General features: G+C 60.7%; 25 protein-coding genes and 1 pseudogene. 22 read left to right on the top strand and 4 right to left on the bottom strand.

The window, feature by feature from the left end; all coding sequences use genetic code 11:
• Window positions 1-169 precede the first annotated feature (169 nt).
• From P0D96_RS37425 to P0D96_RS37335, 19 genes are all read left to right on the top strand, one after another.
• Window positions 170-2,740, top strand: a complete 2,571-nt coding sequence (locus P0D96_RS37425) for a VirB4 family type IV secretion system protein (RefSeq protein WP_408318708.1) — start codon at window positions 170-172, stop codon at window positions 2,738-2,740.
• Window positions 2,741-2,765: 25 nt separating this feature from the next.
• A complete protein-coding gene (locus P0D96_RS37420) occupies window positions 2,766-3,539 on the top strand; it encodes a TrbJ/VirB5 family protein (protein WP_408318706.1) in 774 nt (257 codons plus the stop codon).
• Window positions 3,529-3,774, top strand: coding sequence for a hypothetical protein (locus P0D96_RS37415; protein ID WP_408318704.1), 246 nt, complete (start codon window positions 3,529-3,531; stop codon window positions 3,772-3,774). The genes P0D96_RS37420 and P0D96_RS37415 overlap by 11 nt, the downstream gene beginning before the upstream one ends.
• A gap of 69 nt (window positions 3,775-3,843) precedes the next feature.
• Window positions 3,844-4,716, top strand: a complete 873-nt coding sequence (locus P0D96_RS37410; protein WP_408318718.1) for a TrbL/VirB6 family protein — start codon at window positions 3,844-3,846, stop codon at window positions 4,714-4,716.
• 300 nt (window positions 4,717-5,016) lie between these two features.
• Window positions 5,017-5,868 (top strand): VirB8 family type IV secretion system protein, encoded by an 852-nt coding sequence (locus P0D96_RS37405; RefSeq protein ID WP_408318702.1) that lies wholly within the window; start codon window positions 5,017-5,019, stop codon window positions 5,866-5,868.
• Window positions 5,865-6,773, top strand: coding sequence for a TrbG/VirB9 family P-type conjugative transfer protein (locus tag P0D96_RS37400; protein WP_500862403.1), 909 nt, complete (start codon window positions 5,865-5,867; stop codon window positions 6,771-6,773). Before P0D96_RS37405 ends, P0D96_RS37400 begins: the two co-directional genes overlap by 4 nt.
• Before the next feature lie 18 nt (window positions 6,774-6,791).
• Entirely contained in the window at window positions 6,792-8,144 is a 1,353-nt protein-coding gene (locus P0D96_RS37395) for a TraB/TrbI/VirB10 family type IV secretion system protein (RefSeq protein WP_408318700.1), read from the top strand.
• Between the two features lie 11 nt (window positions 8,145-8,155).
• Window positions 8,156-8,818, top strand: a complete 663-nt coding sequence (locus P0D96_RS37390; RefSeq protein WP_408318698.1) for a hypothetical protein — start codon at window positions 8,156-8,158, stop codon at window positions 8,816-8,818.
• A 54-nt stretch (window positions 8,819-8,872) separates the two neighbouring features.
• A complete protein-coding gene (gene virB11 / locus P0D96_RS37385) occupies window positions 8,873-9,910 on the top strand; it encodes a P-type DNA transfer ATPase VirB11 (RefSeq protein WP_408318696.1) in 1,038 nt (345 codons plus the stop codon).
• Window positions 9,907-10,170, top strand: a complete 264-nt coding sequence (locus P0D96_RS37380) for a hypothetical protein (protein WP_175054589.1) — start codon at window positions 9,907-9,909, stop codon at window positions 10,168-10,170. The genes virB11 and P0D96_RS37380 overlap by 4 nt, the downstream gene beginning before the upstream one ends.
• Window positions 10,167-10,394, top strand: coding sequence for a DUF3717 domain-containing protein (locus P0D96_RS37375; RefSeq protein ID WP_154564436.1), 228 nt, complete (start codon window positions 10,167-10,169; stop codon window positions 10,392-10,394). The genes P0D96_RS37380 and P0D96_RS37375 overlap by 4 nt, the downstream gene beginning before the upstream one ends.
• Complete coding sequence (locus P0D96_RS37370; protein WP_408318694.1) at window positions 10,391-10,681, top strand: hypothetical protein; 291 nt, start codon at window positions 10,391-10,393, stop codon at window positions 10,679-10,681. The genes P0D96_RS37375 and P0D96_RS37370 overlap by 4 nt, the downstream gene beginning before the upstream one ends.
• A gap of 114 nt (window positions 10,682-10,795) precedes the next feature.
• Entirely contained in the window at window positions 10,796-11,239 is a 444-nt protein-coding gene (locus tag P0D96_RS37365; protein WP_408318693.1) for a hypothetical protein, read from the top strand.
• A 9-nt stretch (window positions 11,240-11,248) separates the two neighbouring features.
• The gene (locus P0D96_RS37360) at window positions 11,249-11,605 is read left to right on the top strand and encodes a hypothetical protein (protein WP_408318691.1); all 357 of its coding nucleotides are present in this window, start codon (window positions 11,249-11,251) and stop codon (window positions 11,603-11,605) included.
• 2 nt (window positions 11,606-11,607) lie between these two features.
• Window positions 11,608-13,389, top strand: a complete 1,782-nt coding sequence (locus P0D96_RS37355) for a type IV secretory system conjugative DNA transfer family protein (RefSeq protein WP_408318690.1) — start codon at window positions 11,608-11,610, stop codon at window positions 13,387-13,389.
• The gene (locus tag P0D96_RS37350; protein WP_408318688.1) at window positions 13,386-15,059 is read left to right on the top strand and encodes an LPD7 domain-containing protein; all 1,674 of its coding nucleotides are present in this window, start codon (window positions 13,386-13,388) and stop codon (window positions 15,057-15,059) included. Before P0D96_RS37355 ends, P0D96_RS37350 begins: the two co-directional genes overlap by 4 nt.
• A 76-nt stretch (window positions 15,060-15,135) precedes the next feature.
• The gene (gene stbB, locus P0D96_RS37345; RefSeq protein WP_408318686.1) at window positions 15,136-15,849 is read left to right on the top strand and encodes a StbB family protein; all 714 of its coding nucleotides are present in this window, start codon (window positions 15,136-15,138) and stop codon (window positions 15,847-15,849) included.
• Window positions 15,849-16,301: a hypothetical protein gene (locus P0D96_RS37340; protein ID WP_408318684.1), complete on the top strand. Its 453-nt coding sequence runs from the start codon at window positions 15,849-15,851 to the stop codon at window positions 16,299-16,301. Before stbB ends, P0D96_RS37340 begins: the two co-directional genes overlap by 1 nt.
• 11 nt (window positions 16,302-16,312) lie before the next feature.
• Window positions 16,313-16,627, top strand: coding sequence for a TrbM/KikA/MpfK family conjugal transfer protein (locus P0D96_RS37335; RefSeq protein WP_408318682.1), 315 nt, complete (start codon window positions 16,313-16,315; stop codon window positions 16,625-16,627).
• Between the two features lie 298 nt (window positions 16,628-16,925).
• Here P0D96_RS37335 and P0D96_RS37330 read toward each other — a convergent pair.
• Window positions 16,926-17,237, bottom strand: a pseudogene (locus P0D96_RS37330) (SMP-30/gluconolaconase/LRE-like region family protein); the annotation flags it as partial.
• Between P0D96_RS37330 and P0D96_RS37325 the strand changes: the two are divergent.
• Together P0D96_RS37325 and P0D96_RS37320 are read left to right on the top strand one after the other, a co-directional pair.
• Complete coding sequence (locus P0D96_RS37325; RefSeq protein WP_408318680.1) at window positions 17,133-19,403, top strand: SIR2 family protein; 2,271 nt, start codon at window positions 17,133-17,135, stop codon at window positions 19,401-19,403. The pseudogene P0D96_RS37330 and the gene P0D96_RS37325 sit on opposite strands and share 105 nt — an antisense overlap.
• Window positions 19,397-20,041: a hypothetical protein gene (locus tag P0D96_RS37320; RefSeq protein WP_408318678.1), complete on the top strand. Its 645-nt coding sequence runs from the start codon at window positions 19,397-19,399 to the stop codon at window positions 20,039-20,041. The genes P0D96_RS37325 and P0D96_RS37320 overlap by 7 nt, the downstream gene beginning before the upstream one ends.
• Window positions 20,042-20,489: 448 nt before the next feature.
• Here P0D96_RS37320 and P0D96_RS37315 read toward each other — a convergent pair whose 3' ends face one another.
• The 3 genes from P0D96_RS37315 to P0D96_RS37305 all read right to left on the bottom strand — a co-directional run bounded on the left by P0D96_RS37315 (window position 20,490) and on the right by P0D96_RS37305 (window position 23,475).
• On the bottom strand, window positions 20,490-21,509 hold the full coding sequence (locus tag P0D96_RS37315; protein WP_408318676.1) for an IS110 family RNA-guided transposase: 1,020 nt from the start codon (window positions 21,507-21,509) through the stop codon (window positions 20,490-20,492).
• A gap of 389 nt (window positions 21,510-21,898) precedes the next feature.
• Window positions 21,899-22,333: a glutathione S-transferase family protein gene (locus tag P0D96_RS37310; protein ID WP_408318674.1), complete on the bottom strand. Its 435-nt coding sequence runs from the start codon at window positions 22,331-22,333 to the stop codon at window positions 21,899-21,901.
• Between the two features lie 134 nt (window positions 22,334-22,467).
• A complete protein-coding gene (locus P0D96_RS37305; RefSeq protein ID WP_408318672.1) occupies window positions 22,468-23,475 on the bottom strand; it encodes a zinc-dependent alcohol dehydrogenase family protein in 1,008 nt (335 codons plus the stop codon).
• An 875-nt stretch (window positions 23,476-24,350) separates the two neighbouring features.
• Between P0D96_RS37305 and P0D96_RS37300 the strand changes: the two genes are divergently transcribed.
• Entirely contained in the window at window positions 24,351-25,697 is a 1,347-nt protein-coding gene (locus P0D96_RS37300; protein ID WP_408318670.1) for an MFS transporter, read from the top strand.
• Window positions 25,698-25,769: the final 72 nt, after the last annotated feature.

The following is a 25,769-nucleotide window of genomic DNA, read 5'->3' as shown; positions in this document are numbered from 1 at the left end:
AACTGCGGGTCCGCGCGCGGCTAAATGCCGGGCGAGCCGCCCCGCGCTTCGGCAATACCGCTACGCTCGCGCCGCTGCGATACGGACGGCAGCGCCGCGTCTATCGCGAATTTTTCAAACCGTTGTCCGAGGGTGAGCGCCGGCTGCGTGAGCTCGATCCGGAGGCCTGATGCAAAGCAGACCCGCCGTCACCAGCGATATCCTCGGCGCGATCGGCGCCGTGGAAGACTGGATTCCGAAGTACGGGCATCCGGTCACGAAACACGTACAGCACCTTGAGGGCAACCGGTTCATGGTGACGCTGGCCATGCGCGGCGTGCCGTTCGAGGTGCACGAGAACGTCGCGATGGAGCGCATGTTCGATCGTGATACGGAAGCGTACAGCAAGCTTGGTCGCGACCTGGGTGGCCGCCTTGGCTATCACGCAACGTTCGTGCGACAGCGCGTAAGTTTTGATCGTGTGTACCGGTTCAAACAACGCTTCCTCCAGTGGTTCGTACGCGAGTACATCGGGCGACGTTTCGGAGACGAAGAGTTCTTCGAGAACCGCTACTACCTGTCCCTGATCCTGAAATACGAGGAGTTCGACGACGGGCTGAAAGAAATCGGGTCTCTCGCACAACAGGCGCTGCTGCAGTTCGCCGAGTATGAAGCCGAGTTGCTTGAAGTGTACGAGCGCAAGCACATGAACGGCACGAAGATGCTGTTCTCGCCTTTGTATGGGCTCGTCAGCTATCTCATCAATGGGAAGACCGGCGATCTGTCGGTCGCAGCGGAACCCGGCACCGATGTCATCCCGTCGAGCCATTTGCATTTTGGTTACAACACGCTTGAGATCGGGGCGAGCGACGTGCCGGCGTACCGACGCGTTGCAACCTGCCTCGACCTTCGCAGTTGCCCGGAGAAGCCGGGCTGGGGCCAGCTCGACCCGTTGATCACGTTGAACATGGAATTCACGATTACGCATACTTTCAACTGCATGACGGGCTTCGAGTCAAACCGGACCATCGATTCGGTAATCAACAAGCTGGAATCGGCCGGTGACAAGGCGAAGCATCAGGTCAAGGAACTGCGCGACGCACAGGGTTACGTGAACACGGGTGAACTGTCGTTCGGCGAGTATCACGGCGCGGCGGTTATCTACGGCGAAACAGCGAAAGAGGCGTTGGAGAACGCCGACAGGTTTGCGTCCCGTTCGCGCAACGAGTGTGGAGTTGAATGGTCGCCCGCGACGGGGTCTGCTCCGTTCACGTACTTCTCACAAGTCCCGGGCGCGCGAGTCAAACCGCGACCGAAAGTGCAGTCCTCGCGCAATTTTGCGGCGATGTACACCTGCCATGACTACTCGTCAGGCAAGGCGGAAGGTAACCCGATCGGTGACGGGTCAGCCGTCATCCCGTTTCGCTCGGATTCGGGCGTGTACAACTACAGCTCGCACGCGAGCCGGCTGGGGGACATCAACGTTTCGGAGAAGGTCGCCGGGCATTTTGAAACGAAAGGCACGACGGGCAGCGGCAAGTCTACGGTCATCGTGGCGGCGACCGGCATGCTGTCCCGCTTCGATCCGATGCTGTACGTGCTGGACAAGGGGCGGGGCTGGGAAGTGTTCATCCGGTCGATGGGTGGCGCCTATGTCTATCTGGAGAAAGGCAAGCCGACCGGGTGGGCGCCGTTCGAACTCGCCGACACGGCAGACAATCGTGAATTCCTGTACGGACTCGTTGAACTGTGCGGCCGAAAGAACGGTGTCGACCATCAGGGTAAGCCAATCAAGATTGACCTGACGGCCGGCGAGAAAATTCACTGCCGCAACGCCGTCGATGCGGTAATGGGGGTCGATGACGTTCGGCTGCGCCGCTTCAGCCTGCTACTGGACAGCATTCCGGACGAGGGCGACGACGGCCTGCGCGCACGTCTGTCGATCTGGTGCAAGTCGGAGGGCGGGCGGTTCTGGTGGGTGTTCGATAACCCGCCCGATCTCTCATTGAACATGAGCGAGCAACGCTGGATCGGGTTCGATGTTGAGGCGTTTCTTGTCGAGAACTATGAACCGTCGGAGCCTGCATTTGCCTACCTGTTCCATCTCAAGAAACTGATGCGTCGGGAAGGCACCCTGATGCTGACGGTGATCGAAGAGTACTGGCTGCCGCTGCGCTTTCGCACGATCCGCGAGCAAATCGAGGAAACGCTGGCGAGCGGGCGTAAAGAAGGGGAATTCATGGGACTGATCACGCAACAGCCGGAACAGGCACAGCGTGCGGCAGACCTGTTTCCCGCGCTGCGCAGTCTGGTCGCCACGAAGATCTGGCTGGCCGATCCGGCGGCCGAGGAAGAAGCGTATCTGCGCGATGGCATGACCCGCAAGGAATTCAGGGAGTTCAAAAAGCTCACGCCCCAGTCGCGCCGCTTCCTCATCAAGCAGGGTAACCAGTCGGCGTTCGCCAGTTTTGACCTGTCCGGGCTTGAGGACGCGATTGCGGTGTTCTCTGGCGATCGCGAGAACGTGCTGATCTGCGACGCGGTCCGTGCTGAGGTTGGCGACGATCCGGATGTGTGGTTGCCGGTGTATCTGGAGCGCGTGTTCGAACGCAAGCTGCGCACGCGGCTCGCGGCGAAGCACGGCGCCGATGAGCGGCTGTGGTCCGCCGAACTGCAGCGCGGCCTCGAGCGCAAGCGCGCCGAGCTCGCGCAGATCTATCCGCCGGCGCATCAGCCGGTGGATGACGAAGTTTTTGCCTGATGTGCTGCAACCCAAGGAGCGAACGATGAACAGCACCGATGTCTATCCGGCCGTGCGCCGGTCAGTTGACTCAGCGATCCGGAACCTTCGCGAGGCGCTGCAGGCACGATCAACGCGCGCCGGCATGAGCGCCTTTGCCTATCTGTCGGGCATTACGCTTTGGCCGCGTCGCACGCTGGTCGCGGTGTTGTGTGCGTGCGCGCTTTCACAGGCCTACGCGCAGGGCGTGCCGACCATCTCACCGGCGGAACTCGCGCAACAGATGATGCAGGTCGAGCAGCTGGGGCAGCAGATCCAGAATCAGGAAGACCAGTACCGTGCGCTGACTGGCAACAGCAGCTTCGGCAACATCATGAACGATGCATCGCTGCGCAATTACCTTCCGGAACAGTGGCAAAACATTTACGACCAGGCGAAGAACGGCGGTCTCTCGGGTATCAGTTCGTCGATGCGTTCGATCGAGCAGCAGGAAAGCATGACCGGCGCCGGCACGCCCGGTCAGCAGCGCTATTACGACACGCTCGCGGCCAACAAGGCGATGAACGAGCAGGCGTACAGCGCGACGATGGCGCGCCTGAACAACATCCAGGCGCTGATGCAGCAGTCCAACCTGACGCAGGATCCGGCGCAAAAGGCTGATTTGCAGAACCGGATGGCCGCGGAAGAGGCGATGGTCACAAATGACCAGACGCGCCTGCAGCTCACCGCGCAGTTGCAGAAGACAGAGCTGCAGCTTGCCGAACAGCAGCGCGACCGTGAATTCGACAACGCATTCCTGGGGAAAAACAATGGTCAATAAGACACTTCTAGGCTCAATCATCGCTTTGCTGGTCGCGATCGCCGGCTACGTCGGATACCTCGCGTGGGATCGTCACCAGCACAACCTGCAGGAAGAGCAACAGCAGCAGCAGGATCTGAAGTTCGATGCGGCGTTTCTCGGCACGACGCCCGAGAAGCTTGCCGCTGAGCGTAAGGCGAAGGGTATCAACGCTGCAAGCGACGATGCCGAAGCCCGTGCGGCCGGGCTGAAGTAATCCGGCTCGTCCATCAATCACTGACCGAAGCAGGAGATATCCGTGGCAGACGTCCAGCTTTTCACCTCAATGACCAATTCGTTCGACAAGAACGTTTTGAACACGATCTCGACCGGTTCGAGCAACATCATTGCGCTGATCTCGCCATTGATGGCCACCTGCTTCAGCATCTATGTCCTTTTGATTCTCTGGACGTACTGGCAGGGGCGCAACGACGAGCCGATCAACGATTTCCTGATGCGCATGGCAACGTGGGCGCTCATCCTGACCTGCGGGATGAACATCCAGTTCTACAGTGAGTACGTCGTTCCATTCTTCAATGGTTTTGGCGAACAGATGGCCGGCGCGTTGACCAGCGGTAGCAACCCGGTGTCCGGTCTCGACAATCTGCTTAATGCATACATCAACGCAGCGCAGGCGATCTATGCACAGGCGTCCGGCCTGAAGGTTATTGCGGCCATCTGGACGATCGCGCTGATGATCATTTTCGGTGGCCCGTTCATGGCGATAGCCATTGCATACATCATTCTGGCGAAGTTCGCGCTTGGGCTTCTGCTCGCACTCGGTCCGTTGTTCATCTCTGCGGCGCTCTTCCCACCATCGCGACAGTTCTTCTGGAACTGGGTCGGTCAGTGCATGAACTACACGCTGCTGGTCGCGCTCTTCGCGGCTGCATGTGCACTCGAAGTCAATTTCGCGATGGGCGTGGTACCGCTGAACGGATCCCCCTCTCTCGCGCAGGTCATTGACCTGGACATCATGGGGCTGGCCTTCTGGGTTATCTCGCTTAACCTGCCGGGTTTGGCTTCGTCTCTCGCGGGCGGTGTCGGTATCTCGACGATGGTGGGCAAGCTGGGTAGCGTCGCGAGATTTGCCGGTTCGCTTGGAAAAATGGGCGGTGGCGGATCGCCGAAGACCGGCGGTAGCTTGAGTGAGGCATAAAAGTGATCAGGTTATTCAAGACGATCGCACGTTGGTGGCTGATCGCGGCGGTGGTGGCAACGATCGGTGCGATGGTATCGATCAAGCTGTTTTACTAGATACCACTGAGTACGCGCTATTCGCTCAACCTAAAGGAGAATCGGAGACCATGAAATCTGCTGTCGCTGTTTTACTGATGGCCTGCGCGCTGCAGGCGTGCAGTTCGGCGCCCAAGCCACCCGAGCCGACTGGTCAGTGGGTACCCGTCAATCAACCGTTGGCGCAGCAGTCGGTTCCTACGGAACCGAAGTGAGGAACAGGATGGCATCGACTATCAGGCAATGGTTTGCGTCGGCAACGCCCGCGCGCAAACGTAAGGGAAGCCCGGCCGGGTCGACCGCGGGAGTAGACGCGCCGGAGAGCGGTGTTGAGTCGGGTGAGCGTGACGCGGTCAGCTGGTACCTGAAACAGGCACAGGCCTTCGAGAAGTCGAAGGTCGAAGCGGCGGAAGAGAAGGCCCGTATCGCGGACCGGCGCTCGGTGCTCTCGGGCGTCGTCGCTCTCGCCGCTGTTTCTGGCATGGGAGCTTTAGGACTCCTAAAGCGGCCGAACCCGCCCGCCGTGCTACGAGTGGACTCGTCGACCGGTAAGGTCGACGTGCTGCCGACAACAGCGAACGGACACGTTACGTTTTCGGAAAAGACCGATCGTGCTGATCTGCACCGTTACGTCGAACTGCGCGAGAGCTACGACTGGGAGACGATTTCGGACACGCACGCCGCGGTGATGTTCATGAGCGACGACCACGAGAAGGAGGCCTATGACGGGCTGGTGCGCGGCCCGGTGGGCCCGCTCAAGCTGCTGAAGGATCAGGCGCGGGTCATCGCACACGTCGGTTCGATCACGTTCGCACCCGCCGCGCAGGTGTTCTTCTCGCGTCAGCTGGTCCCGCTGAATCCGGCAGCGAAACGGCCGGATCCGACGTACTGGATTGCGACGGTCGCATTCGAGCGCGTGAACGTTCCGGAAAAGCAGGATCAGCAGGATATCAACGCGGACGGTTTTCGCTGCACGAGCTACGAGGTCACACGCGACTGGACCCGGGCGCCCGCCGATGCCGGGGCTACGTCGGGGTCGGCGTCGGGCTCTGCGGCAGCCGGAGGTGGAGCATGAAAGGACGAACGATCCGGATGTCAGCAGGCGCAGCGGCGGCCGCACTGGGCTTCGCGTTGGCGCCGATCCACGCGCGAGCGCGCGAAACGCCGCGTAGCTGCGGTTCAGACCCGCACATCCAGTGCGCGACCTACGATCCGGACCAGGCCTATCGTGTGGCGACCATGCCGGGGCGTGCGGTGATGATCCAGTTCGAGCCAGGCGAACACATCATCAACAGCGGCGAGGGCATTGGAGACGGCAAAGCCTGGCACGTGGCCATCAACGACAGTGGCGCGATGCTCAAACCGGGTGCGCCGCAGCCGGAAACCAATCTTCTGCTGGTCACCAACCGGCGCACCTATCCGCTGTCACTTGTCAACGTGTCGGCTGCACAGCCCGCGACATGGATACTGCGTTTCGACTATCCGGACACGCGTGCCAAAGCGGCGAGCGCGCAGCTGCGCCGTCAGGAAACGGTTAGCGCTGCGCTGGGCGGTCAGCAGGGCAATGGGCCAGCGGTTCCAGCATCGATCGTGAGCGTGGGCGCCGCGAAATCTACGCCTGTGGCGTCGGTTCCCGCGGCCAATATCCAATACATGATGCGCGGCGATCGTGCACTCGCGCCGACCGCGTTGTGGGACGACGGCCGATTCACGTACTTCAAGTACTCAACCGCGCGTGACCTGCCGACGATCTTCACAAAGCTTCCCGACGGTGGCGAGGCGACGGCGAACTTCCATATGGAGGGCGATACGGTCGTCGTGCACGAAGTGTCGAAGTCGTTTGTCATCCGCTACGGCCAGTCGGTGCTGGGTATCCGCAACGACGGCTATTCGCCTGATGGTCGTTACAACCGTGCGGGCTCGTCGGTACCGGGCAGCGCGCGCATCGCGCGTGACCATACCGATGCATCGACGAACTGATCAGGGAGCGAACAGGGTATGACTGAACGAAACGAAATGGAACATGCGGCATTGACCGACGTCGGTCCGCAGCCTTCGCTCGACCTGCCGGGCCGCCGGAAAACGCGTGTGGGCAAGCTGCGTCTGGTGCTTGTCGCGCTCGCCGTTATTGCGCTGGGTGCATCGGGCGTCACGATCTATCTGCAGCGCCTGTTCCAGCAGCATCAGGACGCGAAACAGGCGGCGCTGACAAAACCGAAAGACAGTGGCGCGAGTGACGCCGGTGCGGATCTGGAGACGCAGAAGGAACGTATCAAGCGCGCGGAAGATCAGGCCCGTGCAGCGTCGGAGGCTGCGGCCGCCGCTGCCGCGAATTCCCACCTCGCGACGCCGGCCGGCGCGGCATCGCAGACGAACGGACAGGCGGTGGCCGTGAGCAACCAGCCGCGGCCGCTCACGCCGGCCGAGCGCCGCCTGCAGGGCAGCGTGCTCGTCGCGAGCGGCAACAACGATTCCGGCCAGAGCAACGATGGTCCCGTAGCATCAAATGAAAGTGCAGGTGACAGCGGTGGCAACACCGGCGGCGGCAACGCCGGGGACAGCGGCCATGATGGGTCTGGTCTGGCAGGTCTGGCGAAGTCGATGGGTCTGTCAGCGCTGCGCGGCGGCAGTGCAGGCGGTGCGCCCAGCTCAAGCAGCAAGGCGGACGCGGGCGACGGCAAGGGCTCCGCGATCGACCAGTCCTTGCAGCCGTCAAAGCTGCAGCCGATGCCGGCCTCGTTCCGGTCGAACCGGCATTACCTGCTCAGTCGCAACACGATGATCCGCTGTGGTCAGTCGACGGCGATCCGTACCGACCGGCCGGGCCTGATCGGGTGCCCGATCGCGCAGGACGTTTGGTCCGACGATGGCACGACGCTGCTCGTTCGCAAGGGTGCGATGGCGAAGGGCGAGCAGCGCGATGCGGTGATTCAGGGGCAGGGCGTGATCGGCGCGATCTGGGACGAGATCGACGACGGCGACGTACACATTCCGCTGAACTCGCCGGCGACCGATCCGCTGGGCGCCGCCGGTATTCCAGCCTATGTTGACGAGCACTTCTGGCTGCGTTTCAAGGGCGCGCTGATGGTCAGCCTGATTGGCGACTTCGGCCAGGCGCTGGCGAACAAGGCAACCGGGTCTGGCCAGCAGATCACGTTCTCCAACAGTTCGAACGCCACGCAGGATGTGGCCGCGGAGACGCTGCGTAACACCATCAACATCCCGCCGACGGCTTATTCAAACCAGGGCTCTGTCATCAATATCTTTGTGGCGCGCGACATTGACCTGACCGGCGTGTACGAGAACGTCGACGCGCAGGGAAACCCTGTTGACCAGACCGGGCAGCAATGAGGAGCGGACCCATGAACCTGAAGATCACCTACCCGAACGACTTCCCGCTGCATGGTCTCGATCGCGACATGTTCGAGACCAGACTACGCAATGCGCTGCGTTTCTGTTTCTACGGCAACACGGTCCGCCAGCTGGCCGAGCGGGTCGATGCACGGCGTGCGCGCGAGGTCCCCGATGCCTTGCCACTGCGTCAGATCGCCGACGAGCACGCGTTCGAGGATTGCAAGGCGCTCGATGGGTGCCGGATCGACGACATGTCGGCGCCGCTGCGACGCAACCTGCTCCGTAATGTCGGGGCGCGTATCGGGCTGACGATCTCGGAATGGGGCGACAGCGCCTTGCCATCGCTCGATGAACTGGTCAATCACGCGGCCGCTCACGCAATGGACGTGCACGCAACTAACCGTCAACCCATCGAAACCCCAGCGATTCACGGTCACCAGACGCCACGCATATTGCACATCTGGCTTGTAACGTGGCTATGCGCAGCTGTGGTAATCGGCGGTGCGGCCCGGAAATTGACCCGGCCGGCCGCGCCTTTGAGCGCAACCGTGGTCTCCACGTCGCCGGCGCAAACCCTTCGGGAACTCGCCAGCAGCGTGCCGGACGATCGACGCCCGTATCGCGTGTCAGTGCAGATCGAGCCGCAGGACTCGGGCACCACGCCTCGCTGAACCTGCGCGGCACTTTGATTGACGGATGTGACCCTGAACCAGGAAGGAGTGCGAATGAGCGCAGTCGTAATCGATGTCATCGAGAAGGGCACCATCGCCCGCAGCTTTCTCAAACAGATGGGCATCTCGAACTTCTTCGACGGGAGCCTCACCGAAGTTGCGATCAACCGTCCCGGTGAGATCTGGACACAGGGCAGTGCCGGATGGCGACGGCACGATGCACCGGCCTGCTCGCTCGATGCGTGCTTCAAGCTCGCCAACGCGCTGACGGTGATGAAGGGCGGCAAGTTCTCGACAAAGGAGCCGATTCATCCGGTGGTCCTGCCCGAGGGCCAACGTGGACACGTGCTGATGCAGCCGGCCTGCGAGCAGGACACGATATCCATAACGATCCGGATCCCGTCAGACGTGCGCTTCTCGGTCGCCGAGTACGAGCGCAACGGCTGGTTCGAGGGCTATCGGGACGTGTCGCCGCGCCGCGACATGTCCAAGTCGCTGGACCTGCAGCCGTTCGAGCTCGAGATTCTCGAGGCGAGAGGTCAGCGCAACGTCACGCGCATGCTCGAGCTTGCGGTTGCCAACCGGTTGAACATTGTGCTCGCCGGCGGCACCGGCTCCGGCAAGACCACGCTGAACAAGGCGCTCTCAGACCTCGTGCCGTCCGACGAGCGGATCGGCACGATCGAGGACACGCCGGAGCTGTCGCTGCCGAATCACCCGAACCGCGTGCATATGTTTTTCAGCGACACGCTGCCGGCGAAGGAACTGGTGCGCTCCACGCTGCGCATGAAGTTTGACCGCGTGTTCCTTGCCGAGCTGCGCGGCGACGAGACGTGGGACTACATGACGCTGCTCAATACGGGCACGCCCGGCGGCATCACGACGGTGCATTGCAACGATGCGCGCTCGGCACCGTCGCGCATCGCGACGCTGGTCAAGCAGAGCGCCGTCGGCCAGACGCTCGACTGGCAATTCATCATGGAACAGGTGCGCGTAACGGTTGATCTGGTTCTCTTCATGCGCAACAAGCGGCTCACCGAACTCTGGTACGACCCGATCGGCAAGGCGCAGCTGCTGGGTTGTGTCTCATGAGCGCCGATGCCGCAGCGCAGATGATCGAACAGATCGCGATCAGCCTGTGCGGTGCGCTCGCCGTGTTTCTGTCGCAGGACCGGCGTGCGCACTGGCGGCGCTGGGCCTGCATCTTCGGGCTGGCCGCGCAGCCGTTCTGGTTCGACATGGCGTGGCGAGCGCATCAGTACGGCGTGCTCGCGCTGTGCTTTGTCTATGCGGCGTCGTGGGCGCGCGGTTTCACGGCGCACTGGCTCGTCCGCAGGGAGGACCGTGTATGAACTTCGCGATCAGTGATATCGAGGCGGCGATCGAGGGATGGCGCATGCGTTCGCCGTCGGACGAAGCATTTGCTGCCAGCACAGAGGCCCGAGCGCTGGCGCGGCTCTACGGCGCCGTGATCGTGCACGGCCGCGAGGGTATCACCGATGCCGGGCTGGACGACGCGCAGCGCGACGCCCTGCGGATCCTGTCCGCCGATCCACCCGGAGAGTTCCCGCAATGAAGGCAGATCTTCCGGTTCCCGCGATTGTCGATGCCGCGGACGCGACCGATGACAGTCAGTGCAAATGGCGACCGCCCGGCGACTTTGCGTTGGTCCACCCGTCGGGCTGGACGATCGCGCGGTACTCAGTCTATGACGAGTGGCGCTACCTGCTGTGGGAGTCGATCGATCGCTGTACGGCCGCCAACAGCAACCAGTTCCACGGGCCCTTCGATAACGTGCGCGACGCGATGCGCCTGCATCGCGACCGGACCGCGCATCTGCAACAACAGGAGATGGCCGCATGACAGCGCATCTGAAATTCCGTATCGGCGAGAAGTGGATCTGCATTGAGGACGGCACCGGCTATGCGCCGGATCACCCGGATCACGTGACGTTCGCGGTGCGCGACGTCAAGGCGAATGGCAAACCGGGCGGCCGTGTTGCCGCTAACTTTTCCGTGCGTCGGCGCACGGTGCTGGAAATCGGGCTGCGGCCTGCTCGAGCTCGCCGAGCGCATGACGCCGGAAACAACCTGGCAGAACAGTCAGACGGTGGGCGAGACCGGCCAGCCGCCGCTGACGTTCACCTTCGGAGAGGACGACCGCGCGGTGCTGGACAGGCTCCTTGCTGACAGACCGCTCAATTTCGCCCGCCATGCCTATGCGAGCGCCGAGCGCCTGCGTGCCCGCATGCCATTCCTTCGTGCCGCGCAGCGCGTACTCGAACACTGCGACGACGAGACGGCCGCAGGCCTGCATGTGCTGATCGCGGCCGCCGATCAGGCCGGCGGGTTCCCCGCGAAGCCGATCGTCGGATTTGACGCGGCCGAATTTGAGGTCAATAGCGATGCAGCCACCCACTGAGGACCGACCATGTCGAAGCCGTTTCGAATTCTGATCCCCGTGGTGGTCTTCCTGCTGATCCTGTGCGGCTTCGCGTTCCTCGGCCAGTTCGCCGGCGGCCAGCTTTTCGCGAAGATGCAGAAGCTGCCGGAGGGCAGCGCGGGCGTGTTCACGCTGTATGACTACTGGCATGCCTACGGTGACGTGCCTGCGGTGGTGCGCGCGCTCAAGGTGTGCACGCTGCTGTCGGTGGTCATCACCGGCCTGCCAGTGGTCGTGATCACGATGGCGCTCGTGTCGGGCCGCAAGCGCCTCGCCCAGTTTGGCGAGGCCCGGTTCGCAACCCGTAACGACATTGTGAAAGCAGGCCTGCTGGAGAGGAAATAACCATGACCATTTCACAACATCTGTATCCGCCGTTCATTGTCGGCAAGTACAAGGGTGAATACCTGAAGTATTACGGCCAGGATTTTCTGATGGCTGCCGCCGGCACCCGCTCCGGCAAGGGCACGTCGCTCGTGATCCCGAATCTTCTCACCTATCCCGATTCGGCCGTGGTCGAGGACATCAAGGAAGAGAACTACCACTATACGTCCGGCTACCGGCGGGCATGCGGCCACGAAACCTACCTGTGGGCGCCTTTCTCGGAAGACGGCCGCTCGCACGCGTACAACCCGCTCGAATACATCGCCAGCCGACCCGCCTATGCGCGCGTTGGCGACGTGATGGCGATCGGCGAACACCTGTATCCGTCCAACGTCGACGCGCGCCTGAAGTACTGGAACGACAACGCCCGCAACCTGTTCATCGGGCTCGTGCTGTACCTGCTGGAAACGCCCTCGCTGCCGTGCACGTTCGGAGAGGTGCTGCGGCAGGCCTCCGGCAAGGGCAGGGCGATCCGAGAACACGTCTCGTCGATCGTCAGCACGCGTGCCGATGCAGCGCATGCGACTCACGGGCTGCCGGCGCTCACCTTCGAATGTCTCGATGCGCTGAACCGCTTCCTGTCGCAGTCGAAGGAAGCGTTCGCGAACATCGTATCGACGATGACCGCGCCGCTGAACGTCTTCAGCAATCCGGTGGTCGACGCGGCAACCAGCCGCTCGGACTTCGATCTGGCCGATGTGCGCAAAAAGCGCATGTCGATCTATGTGGGCATCAAGCCGGGCGACCTGAAGGCCGGCGCGCTGCTGGTCAATCTCTTTTTCTCGCAGCTGATCGACCTGAACACGCGGGAGCTGCCTGCCGAGAATGCTGCGCTCAAATACCAGTGCGCGCTGATCCTGGATGAGTTTGCAGCGCCCGGCAAGATCGACATCATCGATACGGCCAACCCTTTCATTGCTGGCTACAACCTCCGGCTGATGCTGATCTTTCAGGGCATGTCACAGATCGAGGATCCGAAGCTGTACGGCAAGCACGGCGCCGAAACGCTGGCGATCAACTGCAAGATGCGCAGCCTGTATGCGCCGCGTACGGTCAAGGAATCGGAAGAGTACTCGAAGATGCTGGGGACCTTCACGTACATGGCGCGCTCGCGTAACCGCAGTCGCGGGCGGAGTTCGTCGACGAGCACCAATGAGTCGGAGCACGGCAGGGCACTGATGATGCCGCAGGAGCTGCGGGCGCTGAAGCACAACAAACAGATCATCACGATCGAGGGGTGCGAGCCGATCCTGTGCGAGAAGGCGTTTTTCTATGAAGACGCCGAGCTCGTCGACCGGCTCGTGCGGCAGAGCCCTTACCTGCGGGGTGTGATGGCGAAGCTGGAGAAAACCAATCGCCGGCGCGCCTGGTTCGGTTTCGGTCCGAAGTTTCCCAATGAAGTACAGATGAAACACGCCGCGTTCGTCGCGCGCGAACTGTGCGCACCCGTGCCAAAGATCGACGTCGAGCAGTGGTGGCAGACGCAGAACGCGGCCCGCCGCGCGCAGCAGGCCGCGGCGGCCGCAGACGCAGCCACACAGTCGGCCGGTCTGGCGCGTGACGTCCGGGAGCACGAGATTGGAGTACTCGCGCCTGTCCACTTGGCCAACCGCAACAGCATCCGCGCATCACTATTCCAGTTGATGCCTTACCTGCGAGAAGTCCTGCCGGACGCGGCGGCCGCCGTGTCGGCGCAGACCGCAGCACCTCAATCACAGCCTGAACCGCAAGGAGTGACCGTATGAACGAGATCGAATTTCCCCCCGACCGGATCGACTACCGCGAACGCGACCCGGCAAACGCCGACGATGCGTCGACCATCCGCGCGCGCGTCACGCCGCCGGCGAACGAGCCAGACGCGGGCGCCGTGCCCGGCAGTCCGGAAACGCCGGTCGATGACGCAACCGAAGAGCGCCTGAAGAAGATCCGCGCGGCCGATCGGGAGCAGGTCGAGAAGCTTCTCAAGCGCGACCCATTGCCCAACGCAGCGACCAGCACAGCCACCGACGAGTCGGTGAAGCCGGCCGCCGGCACCGGCAAGCCACTCGGGAAGAAGGGCGATGGGCCGGAGAACACCATCCGCCCGAAACCGGTTTTCGAGAAGACTGGCTATGACCTGCCGAAGTCGGTCACTAACCGGTATGTCGCGCATGAAGGCAAGTTTCTGGATCGCAAAAGCGAGACGGTGCACTTCGAGGACAAGGGCCGCTCGCTGTTGACGGCCAGCGAGGACCGCGACGTGATCGCACACATGGTCGAAGTCGCGAAGGCGAAAAACTGGAGTGAGCTGCAGCTTAAGGGCAGCGAAGGGTTTCGACGGCAGGCGTGGATCGCCGCCGAACTCGCTGGCGTGCCGACGCGTGGCTTCAAGCCTGGCGTGCAGGATCGGGCAGTACTGACCGCTGCGCGCGAGGCGATGCGCATCGGGGCCGGTGACAAATCCAATGAGGCGGACAAGGCGCGCACGAATGAGATGGAGGCAGCAGACGCAGTGGGGCAAAAACCCGCCGCGCCGGAGTCGGCGAAACCGGCCACTCCGGGACGTGAAAACACCGCGCCCAGAGGTAAGCCGACGACCGCCCCGCAACCGTCTGCAGCTGCGCCGGCGAGCCCCGTTCAGGGCGTGCCAACGCCGGCCGGTGTCACGGCGGGGGTGCTGGTGGCGCACGGTCCCGCCCCGTTCAACCACGATGAAAAGCAGAACGACAGCTACTACGCGACGGTGCGGACAGAGGATGGCGAGCACACCGTCTGGGGGCTGGACATCGAGCGCGCGATCGGCGAAAGCGGTGTGCAGCCCGGTCAGCGGATCGAGCTGGAAAAGGGCGGCAGCAAGACGGTAACAGCGCAGCAGCGCCAGTTCGACGAGAAGGGTACCGAACTCGCGCCAAAGTCAGTCGAGAGCCGACGTAACGAATGGCTGGTGTTCTCGCCCGATGTGCCGGGCCTGCCCACGCGCGAGCAGCGCGAAGCGCTGGCCAGCGCGCGCCGCGACGCCGATGAGCGCCGACAAATCAATGAGGCACGCGAGCGGTTCCTGAACGGAGACTGGAAATACTCGAAGGAACAGCGGAAGACGCTCGATGAGGCACGCGAGCGCATCAAGGCGCAGGCCGCGCGCGAGGTGCTGCGTGACGAGATCAAGGGTCTGCCGGAGCAGCAGCAGGAGAAGCTGATGGGGGAGTTCGAAAGCGCCGTGGCCGAGGCGCGCGCAGCTAACCGGCCACTGGACGTGCCTATGCCTCAGGTAAGCGAAGCAACGATCGAGGCCGTACGCAAGCAGGTCGAGCGGGAGCAACGGGGCCAAACTCACGCTGCACAGCAGACCGCCCAACAGGCGACGCCGGAGCGCGGACAGGACCTGCAGTCGCAGACCGCCGGACATGACGGGCCGACGCTCGAAATGGAACCATAAGGCGGCGGAGAACAACGGGCGGCCGCGATCACCTCGCGACCGTCATCGTCAAATCGAACAACAGGAGCAAACCATCATGAAGATCGCTGTAATCAACTTCTCAGGCAATGTTGGCAAGAGTACCGTTGCGCATCACCTTCTCGCGCCACGGCTGGAAGGTGCCCAGGTGATTCCTGTCGAGTCGATCAACTCGGACGACAGCGAAAAAGGATCGGCGATGCGTGGGAAGGAATTTGGGGAACTGCAGGACAAACTGATGACCTTGCGGCATGCCGTGGTCGATATCGGGGCATCGAATGTCGAAGACTTTGTCTCGCTGATGCGTGACTATCAAGGTTCTCACGAGGACTTCGATGCCTTCGTCGTACCGACCGTTCCTGCGCTTAAACAACAGGTCGACACAATTTCGACATTGCGCGCACTCACCGGAGAAATCGGTGTACCGGCAAACCGGATACGCGTCGTGTTTAACACGGTCACCCCGAAAGACGACGTGTCAAAGGTTTTCTCGAAAATTTTCGACTACTACGCGGAAAACCGCAATTTCGTCTTGAATCGTGATGCGGTGATGTATGAGAACCCTATCTACGAAAAGATCAAGGCGTTCGATCGCTCCATCATCGATATTCGCAACGATCCGACCGACTATGTCGCGATGAACGCCGAAGCAATGGAGAGCGGGGAGCCTGAGGAACATCTTGCACAGATTCGCCAACTGGTTGCAATCAAACGTCTGGCCACACGGGTAACCACCGAACTGGACGCAGTCTTCAAACTTGTGGTGCATTGATGGGCGCATCGGACGATTCGATCCGCGAGGAACTGATCGGCGCAGTACTGGGTGAGCTATCGCTGCTACGACGGGACGTGAAGGGTCTGTCCCAGCGGCTCGAGACCACGGGCAAGCAGTTCAAGGACGACGGTGAACTTACGCTGCTGCGCTTCACATCCCGCTACGAGCAGTTCCTCAACCAGTTCGCAGCATCGAGCACCGATGTGCTGGCCGAAGCGGGACGGTTTTCAGAGGCCCGCGATCAACTGCTTGGCGAGATCTCGCTCAGGCAGTACGACGAAGCCAACGGACGAAGCCGCGATCTGCTGCGCGAGGTCTTGCGCGAAGAGCGCGGCCGCGGCCGTGGCATCGGCCGGATCGAACTGGCCGCATGGACCGTATGCGCCACGCTTGGCTCCGCGGCGCTCACAGTCGGAGCCCTTGTGGCACTGCGCCTTCTGACCACCTGACAGGAGATCTCATGAAACGACTGATCGCAATATTAATCTGCGGCGCGGTCGCCACCCAGACGGTGGCGCTGGCCGACGACGACAAACCGTCCGCCTGCGGTGCCGTCCTGTGTCTCGCCGGTCTGATCGCCGGTGGCAGTGGCGGCGGGGACTGCAAAAACTATATGAAAGGTTACTTTTCCATCGTGAGATTTCACCACGGCCACTTCGATGAGACAGGCACGTCGAATGCCCGTAGCGATTTCACGAACCAGTGCCAGAGCGTTGGACCGGATACGAAGAAAGGTGTGAACGACCGGTACGGAAACGTTCAATCTGGTCCGTGACGCGTAGCCGCTCTCTCAGGTCCTGACAATATCTTGCCCTCGGAAATCAGGACTTTTTACGGTGCGGGCTACGTCCCGCAGTCGACAGCACGCGATAGCAGGCTTCCGGGTTCGGCCAGAACCGGACGCTGGAGAGTACGACCTGGATTGCCAACAATCATCCGTTGGCAAACGGCTAGCGGTACGGAAGGCCGCACCGGATTTTCCGGCCGAACGCTGCCTGTGGAAAGAAACAAGGTGATTAAGTCGACATGACGTGAGGTGCTCGCCGGGGCGTAGCCGCGACGAGCACTGTCGATCAGTGTGTCCAGCGATAGATGATGACGCTGGCCCCGTTGTAGTTGTCCTTCGTGATCACGTACTCCCCGGTCGACCGACGGTACGATCGAAGGCCGTACATCGAATCCACGTCATTGCCGACGTACACGGTGTTGGGGTTGCTGTTGATCAACGTGGTGTCCAGGCTGCCTGTGGTGAGATTGAAGGCATCGATATTGGGCGCAGTGTGTACGTATCCGACGAAGAGATCGTTGCCGGCCGCCGTGATCGACTTGGGATTGGCGCTGGTGAGGTTGATCACCGGATTGGGAGCGGTCGTGTCACCACCAACTTCGAAGGTCTGTTCGAACGTGCTGTTGATGAAAATGAGGGGCGTGGTCGAGGAAAAGCTTCAAGCCTGGCAGGCCAGGCATTACCACCCCCTGGCTCAGAGGCGTGTCATGGCATCATTCATCTGCATGGCCGAACCCAAGATGCAGTGGCCGGGCTCGATGCAACGCCGCTGGTGTTGACAAGCGCGGAATATGGTGACGCCTACATGCGTTCGGGCTGGGCATCGCGATTCCTCTTCGATCTCGTGCGGTGCAAGACGCTTGTTCTGGTTGGATACAGCGCGAACGATGCCCCCGTTCGTTATTTTCTGAATCTGCTGGAGGGCGACCGGGATCGCTTCGAAGATCTGCGGACTGTGTACGCGCTTGATTCATACGAGACCGACGCCGCTGAGACCGAAGCGCGCTGGGAGACTATCGCGGTCACGCCGCTACCGTACCGTAAAGGCCCGGCGCCCGACGAACATCGTGCACTGTGGGCCGATCTGGCCAGCCTCGCCGAGGTGGCCGAGCAGCCACGACGCGCGCGCGAGGCACGAGCCGCTGTGTTCCGCAAGCCCTTCGCATCGACCACCGCATCCGAACTGGAGGGGGCGGAGTGGCTTCTAGCCGGCAAGGGCGATCTGTGGGATGTCATCACGGCGCAGATTGAAGATCCCGCGTGGTTCGAGTTCTTTCGCAATACAACGATCTGGCAGGCCGCCGACGCAGTCCAGATCAGGGTCAACTGGTGTTGTGCGAAGCTCACGGACCGGACGCGTCTCGAGACAGCAATCGACTGGCATCACAAGTTCGTCGGGCAGCTTTTCACCGACCGACACTATGAGCGTCTGATCTTTCAGTTACGAAATACCGCCCAGCCTTGGGCTCAGGCCTGGAAAATTCTTGCCAGGATGCGCGCAAAACCACGCGACGCGGTCATGCATCACTTCAGACTTTCACAGGCCCTTGAAAGCCCGCTTGTCGATGACCGTGATCTGCGGGAAGCAATTCTGGCCATCACCCCCGAAATTGAAATCAAGACGCAATGGAGACCTGCAGGCGAAAGTGCGGCGGAGCCGCCGACAACGCTCAAAGACATCGTCAGGGTGTCGCTGGCGCTCGAGGATGTCTCCGATATTGACCGTCTCGTGACGGCCATCCTCAACATGCGAGGGAAAGAGCGAAGAATCGCTCAGTTGTGCAACGAATCTCTGTTCAACACGAGCATCGCGGCCCAAGAAGCCGGCGCTATAAGCAGCGACTGGGACACACTCGACAACGGCGTTCCAGCCGTGGGGGCGCATGAACAAAACCGCTATCACGATGGCGCCGTTCATCTGTGCGTCGTGCTCAGCGAACTGCTCGGCAGAATTGCCGTTGAGGATTGCGCGTACGCGCGCGAACTGGCAGCGTCGTGGAAGCGTCTCCCGGGTCGACTCGGTCTGCGACTGTGGATCAACGCGCAGCGAAACCCGACGCTGTTCAATGCAGGGGAAGCCGCCACCGCGATCCTTCAGCTGCCGGGCGATGCGTTCTGGTCCATGCGAAGGGAACTGGTTTTGGCCATGCGCGAGAGGCTGGATAGTGCACCGGACCGGCTGGTCGCAGAAATCGTAAGCCGGATCCTGACCGAGTATCCGTCGATCTATCTGGAGTATGAAATCGAAGGCGCGGACTGGCGCCCCCAGGCACGGGATCATCGCGTCTGGTTGCTGCTCTCGGCGATCCGACTGGCCGGTGTGTTACCCGATGCAGGGCATACCCAGCTCGAGGCCATTGCATCGCGGCACCCGTTCATAAAGGGCGATTACAAGGAAAGCGACCTGTTCGGCAGCTTTTCTACGGGTGTACAGTCGGTTCAGGGAGATCCTGCTCCTTTGGTGGGCGCAGATGCCGCAGACCGTCTTCGCATCGCGCGCACGAGCCGCGATGAACGCGATTTCAAGGCGCAACTGAGTTGGTCCGCGTACTGTTCGGGGCAACCGGCGGCAGCGTTTGAGGTCCTGGAGGGGGCCGACCTTGCTCCGGAAAATGCTGGTTTGTGGTCTGATTTTCTGCAGGCGGGGCATTCGCGCACAGTGCGGGGTTCATTCTGCATGTCGACTGGCGCCTTGCGCTTGGCGCGTTTCGCAAGCGTTTGGGCGAGAACAGCGAGGAAGGGGTCAGGCTTCGCACGGTGCTGATCGCCGGCACACAACTGAGTTTCGCCGCGACACGGGCATTCAAGGGTGCGCTCTTCATGGCAGCCTGTGAGACCGCTGCCAGGACCGAACACGGTGCGGCGTTCGCCGCCTCGAAGTTTCTCCATCCACTGTTTAGCTGGAGAATCAGCCCGAGTACCGGGAAGGCACCCCTTTCGCTCGATGAAGTGAGACGACTATTAACGAAAGTGCCGCAGAGCGTGCTCATCGGGGCTGCGCAGTGCTTCAGGCAGTACATACGGCAGATCGGTAACTCGCCCGGGCGAGCTTGGCTACACTTTGCGGAACCACTGTTCGAAGCTGTCTGGCCATATGAAGCGCGATTCAAACGGGCAGCGGTGTCACCGGAACTCGCCGCGCTTTGCGCAACGGCCGGAACGGCGTTCGACGAGGCATTCTCAGTATTGCGTCATTTTTTGACGCCGATTGATGGAGGTTGGTACGGGGTATCGCTGCTCGACGAGTCGGGGGCTGCCAGTGCGAATCCGGAAACTTCTTTGCATTTTCTTTGGCTCTTATCCGGCCCGGGAGCATCCGGCCGCTCGGCAGAGCTCGCGAACGTGCTGGACAAGATCGTCGAAGCGGCACCCGATCTGGAAGTGGACAGACGCCTGCAATAGCTGGAGCAGAACCGTGTGATTCGATTGACGTAGGGGTTCAGAATTGCCGCTAGCCGTAGCGCCACTATCGTAAAACGAAGGAAAGTTGTCACTGGACTGTGCTCGCGGCGGCAACAGTTTAGCCATTGAATTGACAACATTGCCTCGCTAACTAGCGAAGTAAAGTCGTCTACATGAACGTCCCCCATTGCGCCAGACTTTCGAGTGTTTTTGACGAACAGGATGGGCTGCAGCTCTACATTCGGCCTTGTTGCAGCCTTGGTCGCTGCGGGCCCCTATGAAATCCGCTGACTCGCGCCTCATTCACTTCACGAGCTTGATGCGCTCTGACGACTTTTCAGGCTTGGCGAGTCCCAGGTCCTACCCGTTTTGTCATTACACTCGAATGCCACCGCAACTTTTGACGTTCCATCCCTTCCAGCAAAACCCTTCCGACAGGCCAGCGATGTCAGGCTGGTTTGACGCTTTCGTAGCCCTTCCGGTATGGACGTTGATGCGCCAATATCGCCCAGATTATCCGGGCAAGTTTATTGGCCATCGCCACGATTACGACGTTCAACGGACGTCGCTGTTTCATCTGTGTCACCCATGGACCTGGCTCTTTCACGCGATAAATGATGCTCCGCGCCCCGTGAACGAGCAAGGTCCTGAGATAGGTATCACCTCGTTTGCTTATCCCCTGTAGCTCGATCTTGCCGCCGGAGCCGGTCTGTGCCGGCACGAGACCTAACCACGCTGCGAACTCGCGACCAGATTTGAAGGCTTTCGCATGACCCATCGTTGCCACTGCAGCTGTTGCGGTAAGCAAACCTACGCCCGGAATAGCCGCGATCGCCTTGGAAGCCTGATCGTCCTTCATCCACTCTTGCAAACGACGCTCGATCTGACCGATCTGCCGGTCCATGTCCTCCAGCCCCTTCCATTGCTCACGCAATGTATCAATCAGTATCGCGGGCAGGCGTCCTGACAATCTTTCCAGAACTCCCGCGACCGCCCTGTCCAATGCCACACGACCGGCACCCATCACCTCACCATATTCGGTCAGCAACCCACGCAGGCTGTTGATCTGCATTGTGCGAAACTTTACCAATTGCTGGCGCATACGATGTAGGGCGAGAACCGCCTGCTGAGCCTCGGTCTTCACGGCGACCGCTTTGCTGGTCATCTGCGTTGCCATCCAGATTGCCCGCGCGTCTGCCGCATCGTTTTTGTTGCGGATGTTGAATGCCTTGACGAATTTTGCTGGCATCAGCTTCACCTGGTGGCCCATCTCGATCAATCGCCGTGCCCAGTGCTGAGACCCGCTGCAAGACTCCATACCGATGAGACAGGGGGGACGATTGGCGAAGTATTCGAGAAAAGCCGTCCGCTTGACAGGCCTGTTCACGATCTCGCCGGTGTCGGGATCGACCCAGTGAACCTGCATTACGTTTTTTGCGATGTCCACACCCACGATCGTATGCGTCATGACAGATCCTGTTAAATCGGCTGAGCAGGCCAATATGATGACCGATTTCCAAATTCGATAGCGATCGCCGTCCACCGGTGTATTGCTGACACGGAACATACGAATGGGTGGGGGACGTTCATATCATTCACTTCGCGTTAGCGCGAATTAAAATTGTCAACTCACGTTCGTCCTAGACCATGAAATCCTCAGGCAGGAGGCCCGCATGGTCGGCGTTCCGCGAAGTTTCGAGCCGCTCACGCTGCCGCGTCCTCGCGGCGCGCACCGTTATGACGTCTTCAGTCCGAAACTGCGGCGACGTCTGACTCTATACAGGCGGAGCGCATTCGAAGCATGGCTGATGCTCGAAGCGGATCCTGCTGCAAAGACATTCTGTGAACGGCCTGGCGTCATGGCTGTCGACGGACAACGCTGCGTCGTCGATTTCTGGGCAAGGTCTGACGACCATGAATACCTGGTAGCACTATCGGAGACGAAACCCGCGACGGATCGCCCACCGGCAAAGGTTTCTCTTCTAGATACTCAAGTATTATCGTTGAATCAAACAGCGTGTTCTCGCCCACTTTGACGACGGGGACTTCGCGCCGCGGATTAAATTTTCTGAACTCGTTGGTCTCTGCGCCCGACCCAAGACCTTCCACCATTTTTACGGTGAAGGGAATATTTTTTTCCCGCAAGAAGAGTCGCACCTTGGTGTTCTCGGCCGCATGTTGCGGACGCGTAAATTGAGTTGTTGAAATCCACGCTTCCTTATCCTTCTTCTCTGAAGGAGATGGCAATAAATGTTTTGTAACACCGCTAATGAGCGCCCTGCGGGCGCTCATTAGCGGGGGATTTTGAAGCGACCATACCTGAGCGGTCGACCGTCCGCCGGGCGATGGTCTTTTTTGTCTTTTTCGTCCTGCACCGAACCGGGCACACTATGATCTGGCGGCAACTCGGGTCGCAGCTCAGATTCTCAGAACTCCACCACGATCTTGCCGAGGTGGCGACCCTCCAGCTGGTATTTGAACGCCTCGGGCAGTTGCTCGAGCGAGAAGCGTCGATCGATCAGAGGTCTGAGCCCCGTGGCTTCCAGACCCCGAATCATATCCATTTGATTTGAACGACTCCCGACAGTCACCCCCTGTAGACGCGCATTCTTGCCTATCAGTGCCGCTATCGGAACCTCACCGGAGCGCCCGGTCAAGGCGCCGATCTGTGATATGTGGCCGCCCACGCGAACTGCGGCGATCGACTGCGAAAGAGTACTAGCCCCGCCAACCTCGATTACGTGGTCGACGCCACGGCCACCTGTCCGGTCGGCCACTTCACGGCCCCAGTCGAGCTGCTTCTTGTAGTTGATGGTTTGAGCGGCGCCGAGCGCGCGAAGTCGCTCCAGCTTCGCATCTGAGGAGGAGGTGGCGAAAACCGTCGCACCCATAGCGCGCGCGATTTGAAGGGCGAATACCGATACGCCACCCGCGCCCAACACCAGTACCGTGTCGCCGGCCTTGAGGGCGCCGTCTGACACAAGCGCTCGCCAAGCGGTCACGCCAGCGGTCGTCAAAGTTGCGGCCTCAGCAAGGCTGTAGCCGGCGGGGACACGAGTGAACCAGTTTGTCGGGCGCACCACTACCTCTCGCGCATAGCCATCGACGCCATCACCCGGCGTCTGGGAGAAGTCGCCCACCCATGGTCGGCCATCTTGCCACTGCGGGAAGAACACGGAAACGACAGCGTCCCCTACCGCGAATTCCGAGACGCCCGCTCCCACCGCCTCAACAATTCCGGCACCGTCTGCCATGGGGATGCGGCCATCAAAGTGCCCCGCGTCCCCGGAAGCGACGCGATAGTCGTGATAGTTCAACGAGCTCGCATGCACCCGCACGCGAATCTCGCCAACGCCCGGCGCGCCTGGATCTGCGAGTTCGACCGTCTCTAACTGGTCCAATCCGCCTGGAGCTCGAATGCGGACCGCTCTCATGATTGGACTTCCTGGTTGCTCGCGAGATAGCGAGACAATTGGGTTAAGAACATTTGGCAACTCCTTAAAGTAGGTGATAGTAGAGACGACGGGTAGAGCGGCGAACTGGTCGCCTCTTCTAGCCAGTGGTATCAATACACGCCATACACGACCATCCGCTTAGCGGTGAATGAAGACTTCGACTGCTAACCGTTTTGCCAGACTTTAAGCCTGAGTTGTCGGACCGTGTTTTTCTTGCGCGCGGTGAGGATATTCGAAACGTTCGCTTACTCCTCGAGAGCTCTGGGCAGTAGCGGAAGCATCCGTACGATGTCGGAGCAAAGCGCATCCGCAACTGTCATCTGCGAATTACTATATGGGGAAAAATCGCTTTCCAGTTGACATGTTGGGACGCAACGTGTGCATTCTGGGACCGTGCCTATCACCGGGCCCGGCAGCTAATGCAGATGGGTTATCAGTTCAGGCTAATGCCCGTGAAGTCTGTAAAGGCGTTCAACATCCGTCGGCTTCGCACAGGATGGCTGCCCATTTCGACACCTGTTTCTCATCGAGAGAGATAGGCGTCAGTTTTCGGGGGGATCTCAACTCGATCCTGATAAACGTTGTCGCAACCGACGAGGCTGGGAGCTAAGGCAGGCGGGTGACGTGCACTGGCGCGCGCGAATGACCTTAGTAACTGCGTGATAACCCCTAGGCACCGGTGTCCCAAAACGACAAGCGAGCGTCCCAAATCGTCAACTGGCGGAAATTTGAAACGCCCACCATTCGTGACATACCGGGCTGCCGGAGCAAGAGATTTCCGGTTGTCTGCGGCATACACCTAGAGCCAAGGCGCTGCTACGGCACTTGGCGCACTGTTTCATCGGAGATCGCTTATGGAAGCGCAACAACCCGTCGACGCATCATCGTCGAGCAGACGGAGCCTGGTTGTCACGACTGTCTTACTGGCCCTTGCGTTCACGTTTTCCTATATGGACCGGCAGGTTCTCTCTCTCCTGCTCGAACCGGTCAGGCATAAGTTTTCTCTTACGGACACTGAAATAGGGATGCTGCAAGGATTATCGTTCGGAGCGTTCTATGCCTGCTCCGGTCTCGTGCTGGGAGCGCTGGTCGATCGCTATCATCGCGTGGGGATCGCCGCCGCTTGCGTCGCCGCATGGGGGCTTGCGACTGCTGCTTGCGGTGTGAGTGGAAACTTCGTTCAGCTCTTCCTTTCTCGTACCGGTACGGCTATAGGGGAGGCCGGTTGTTCGCCAGCTTCCTATTCGATTTTGTCTGACCTGACATCGGGGCGCAAGCTTCTGAGAGCGACAGCGGTTTACCACACCGGCCCCTATATCGGAGGAGGTATGGCCCTCGTTCTCGGCAGCGCCGCTCTGAGCTACTTCACACGCGCCGGTGGAATGACCCTGCCTGTCATCGGTCACATCGATGCATGGCAGGCAGTATTTATCATCCTAGGCTTGCCGGGGATTCTGCTCGCCGCGGCGATCCTCCTCACTCTCCGGGAGCCGACGCGTCGAGAGCACGGTAGCGACGTGGACGTATCCACTCGGGCGACGTTGAAATTTCTTTTCTCCTCGTCCCAGTTAATGCGCTACTACGCGGGCTTTGTATTTGTCACTGCCGGCTTGTATGTTCTCCTCGCTTGGTTTCCCAGCGTGATGATTCGCGAAGGGCTTGGTTCTGCGGCGGAAATTGGACACCCTTTGGGCACTATCTTTCTCGTTATCGGACTAGCCGGATGCCTCGCTTCGCAAGTTCTTCTCCGTAGACTGGATAATCGAGACCTTTTGCATCCGCTTCTCAAGCGCTTGTCTATTGTCGTGGCTCTTCAGATTCCTGTTACCGCCGCTTTTCTCATGGCGGACACAGCAGCGTTGGCTTACTGGCTTTATGGGTGTGAAGTCGTAACCTTCTCAGCGGTGACAACGTTCATGGTGGCGCCAATTCAGCTCACCGTACCCAACCGGATGCGAGGGCGAGCGACTGGTCTTTTCATGACATTCAATTACCTGCTCGGGGCAAGCCTTGGACCTGCGTTGGTTGGTGTATTGAGCGATCGTCTGCGCGGCTCACATAGCTTACTCATAGCTTTTGTGGTCGTGCTCTGCGTATCGAGCGCGTGCTCGGCACTATTGTTTTACGCCTCTTCAAGGCGATGCGCCGACGTCAGGAATGGGGATCATTTGCGGGCAAACGCTGCGGCCAGGAACACATAGTCGCACACGGGTTCGGCGCACGCTCCGATCACGTCGAAGTTTCATGAACGCCCGCGCGAGTTCTATCCGTCT

Origin of the sequence: Paraburkholderia sp. RL17-347-BIC-D (assembly GCF_046027915.1) — a bacterium.
Taxonomy (GTDB): Bacteria; Pseudomonadota; Gammaproteobacteria; order Burkholderiales; family Burkholderiaceae; genus Paraburkholderia.
The sequence above is the reverse complement of the archived record's forward strand: the minus strand, read 5'-3'. Positions and strand labels throughout refer to the sequence as shown.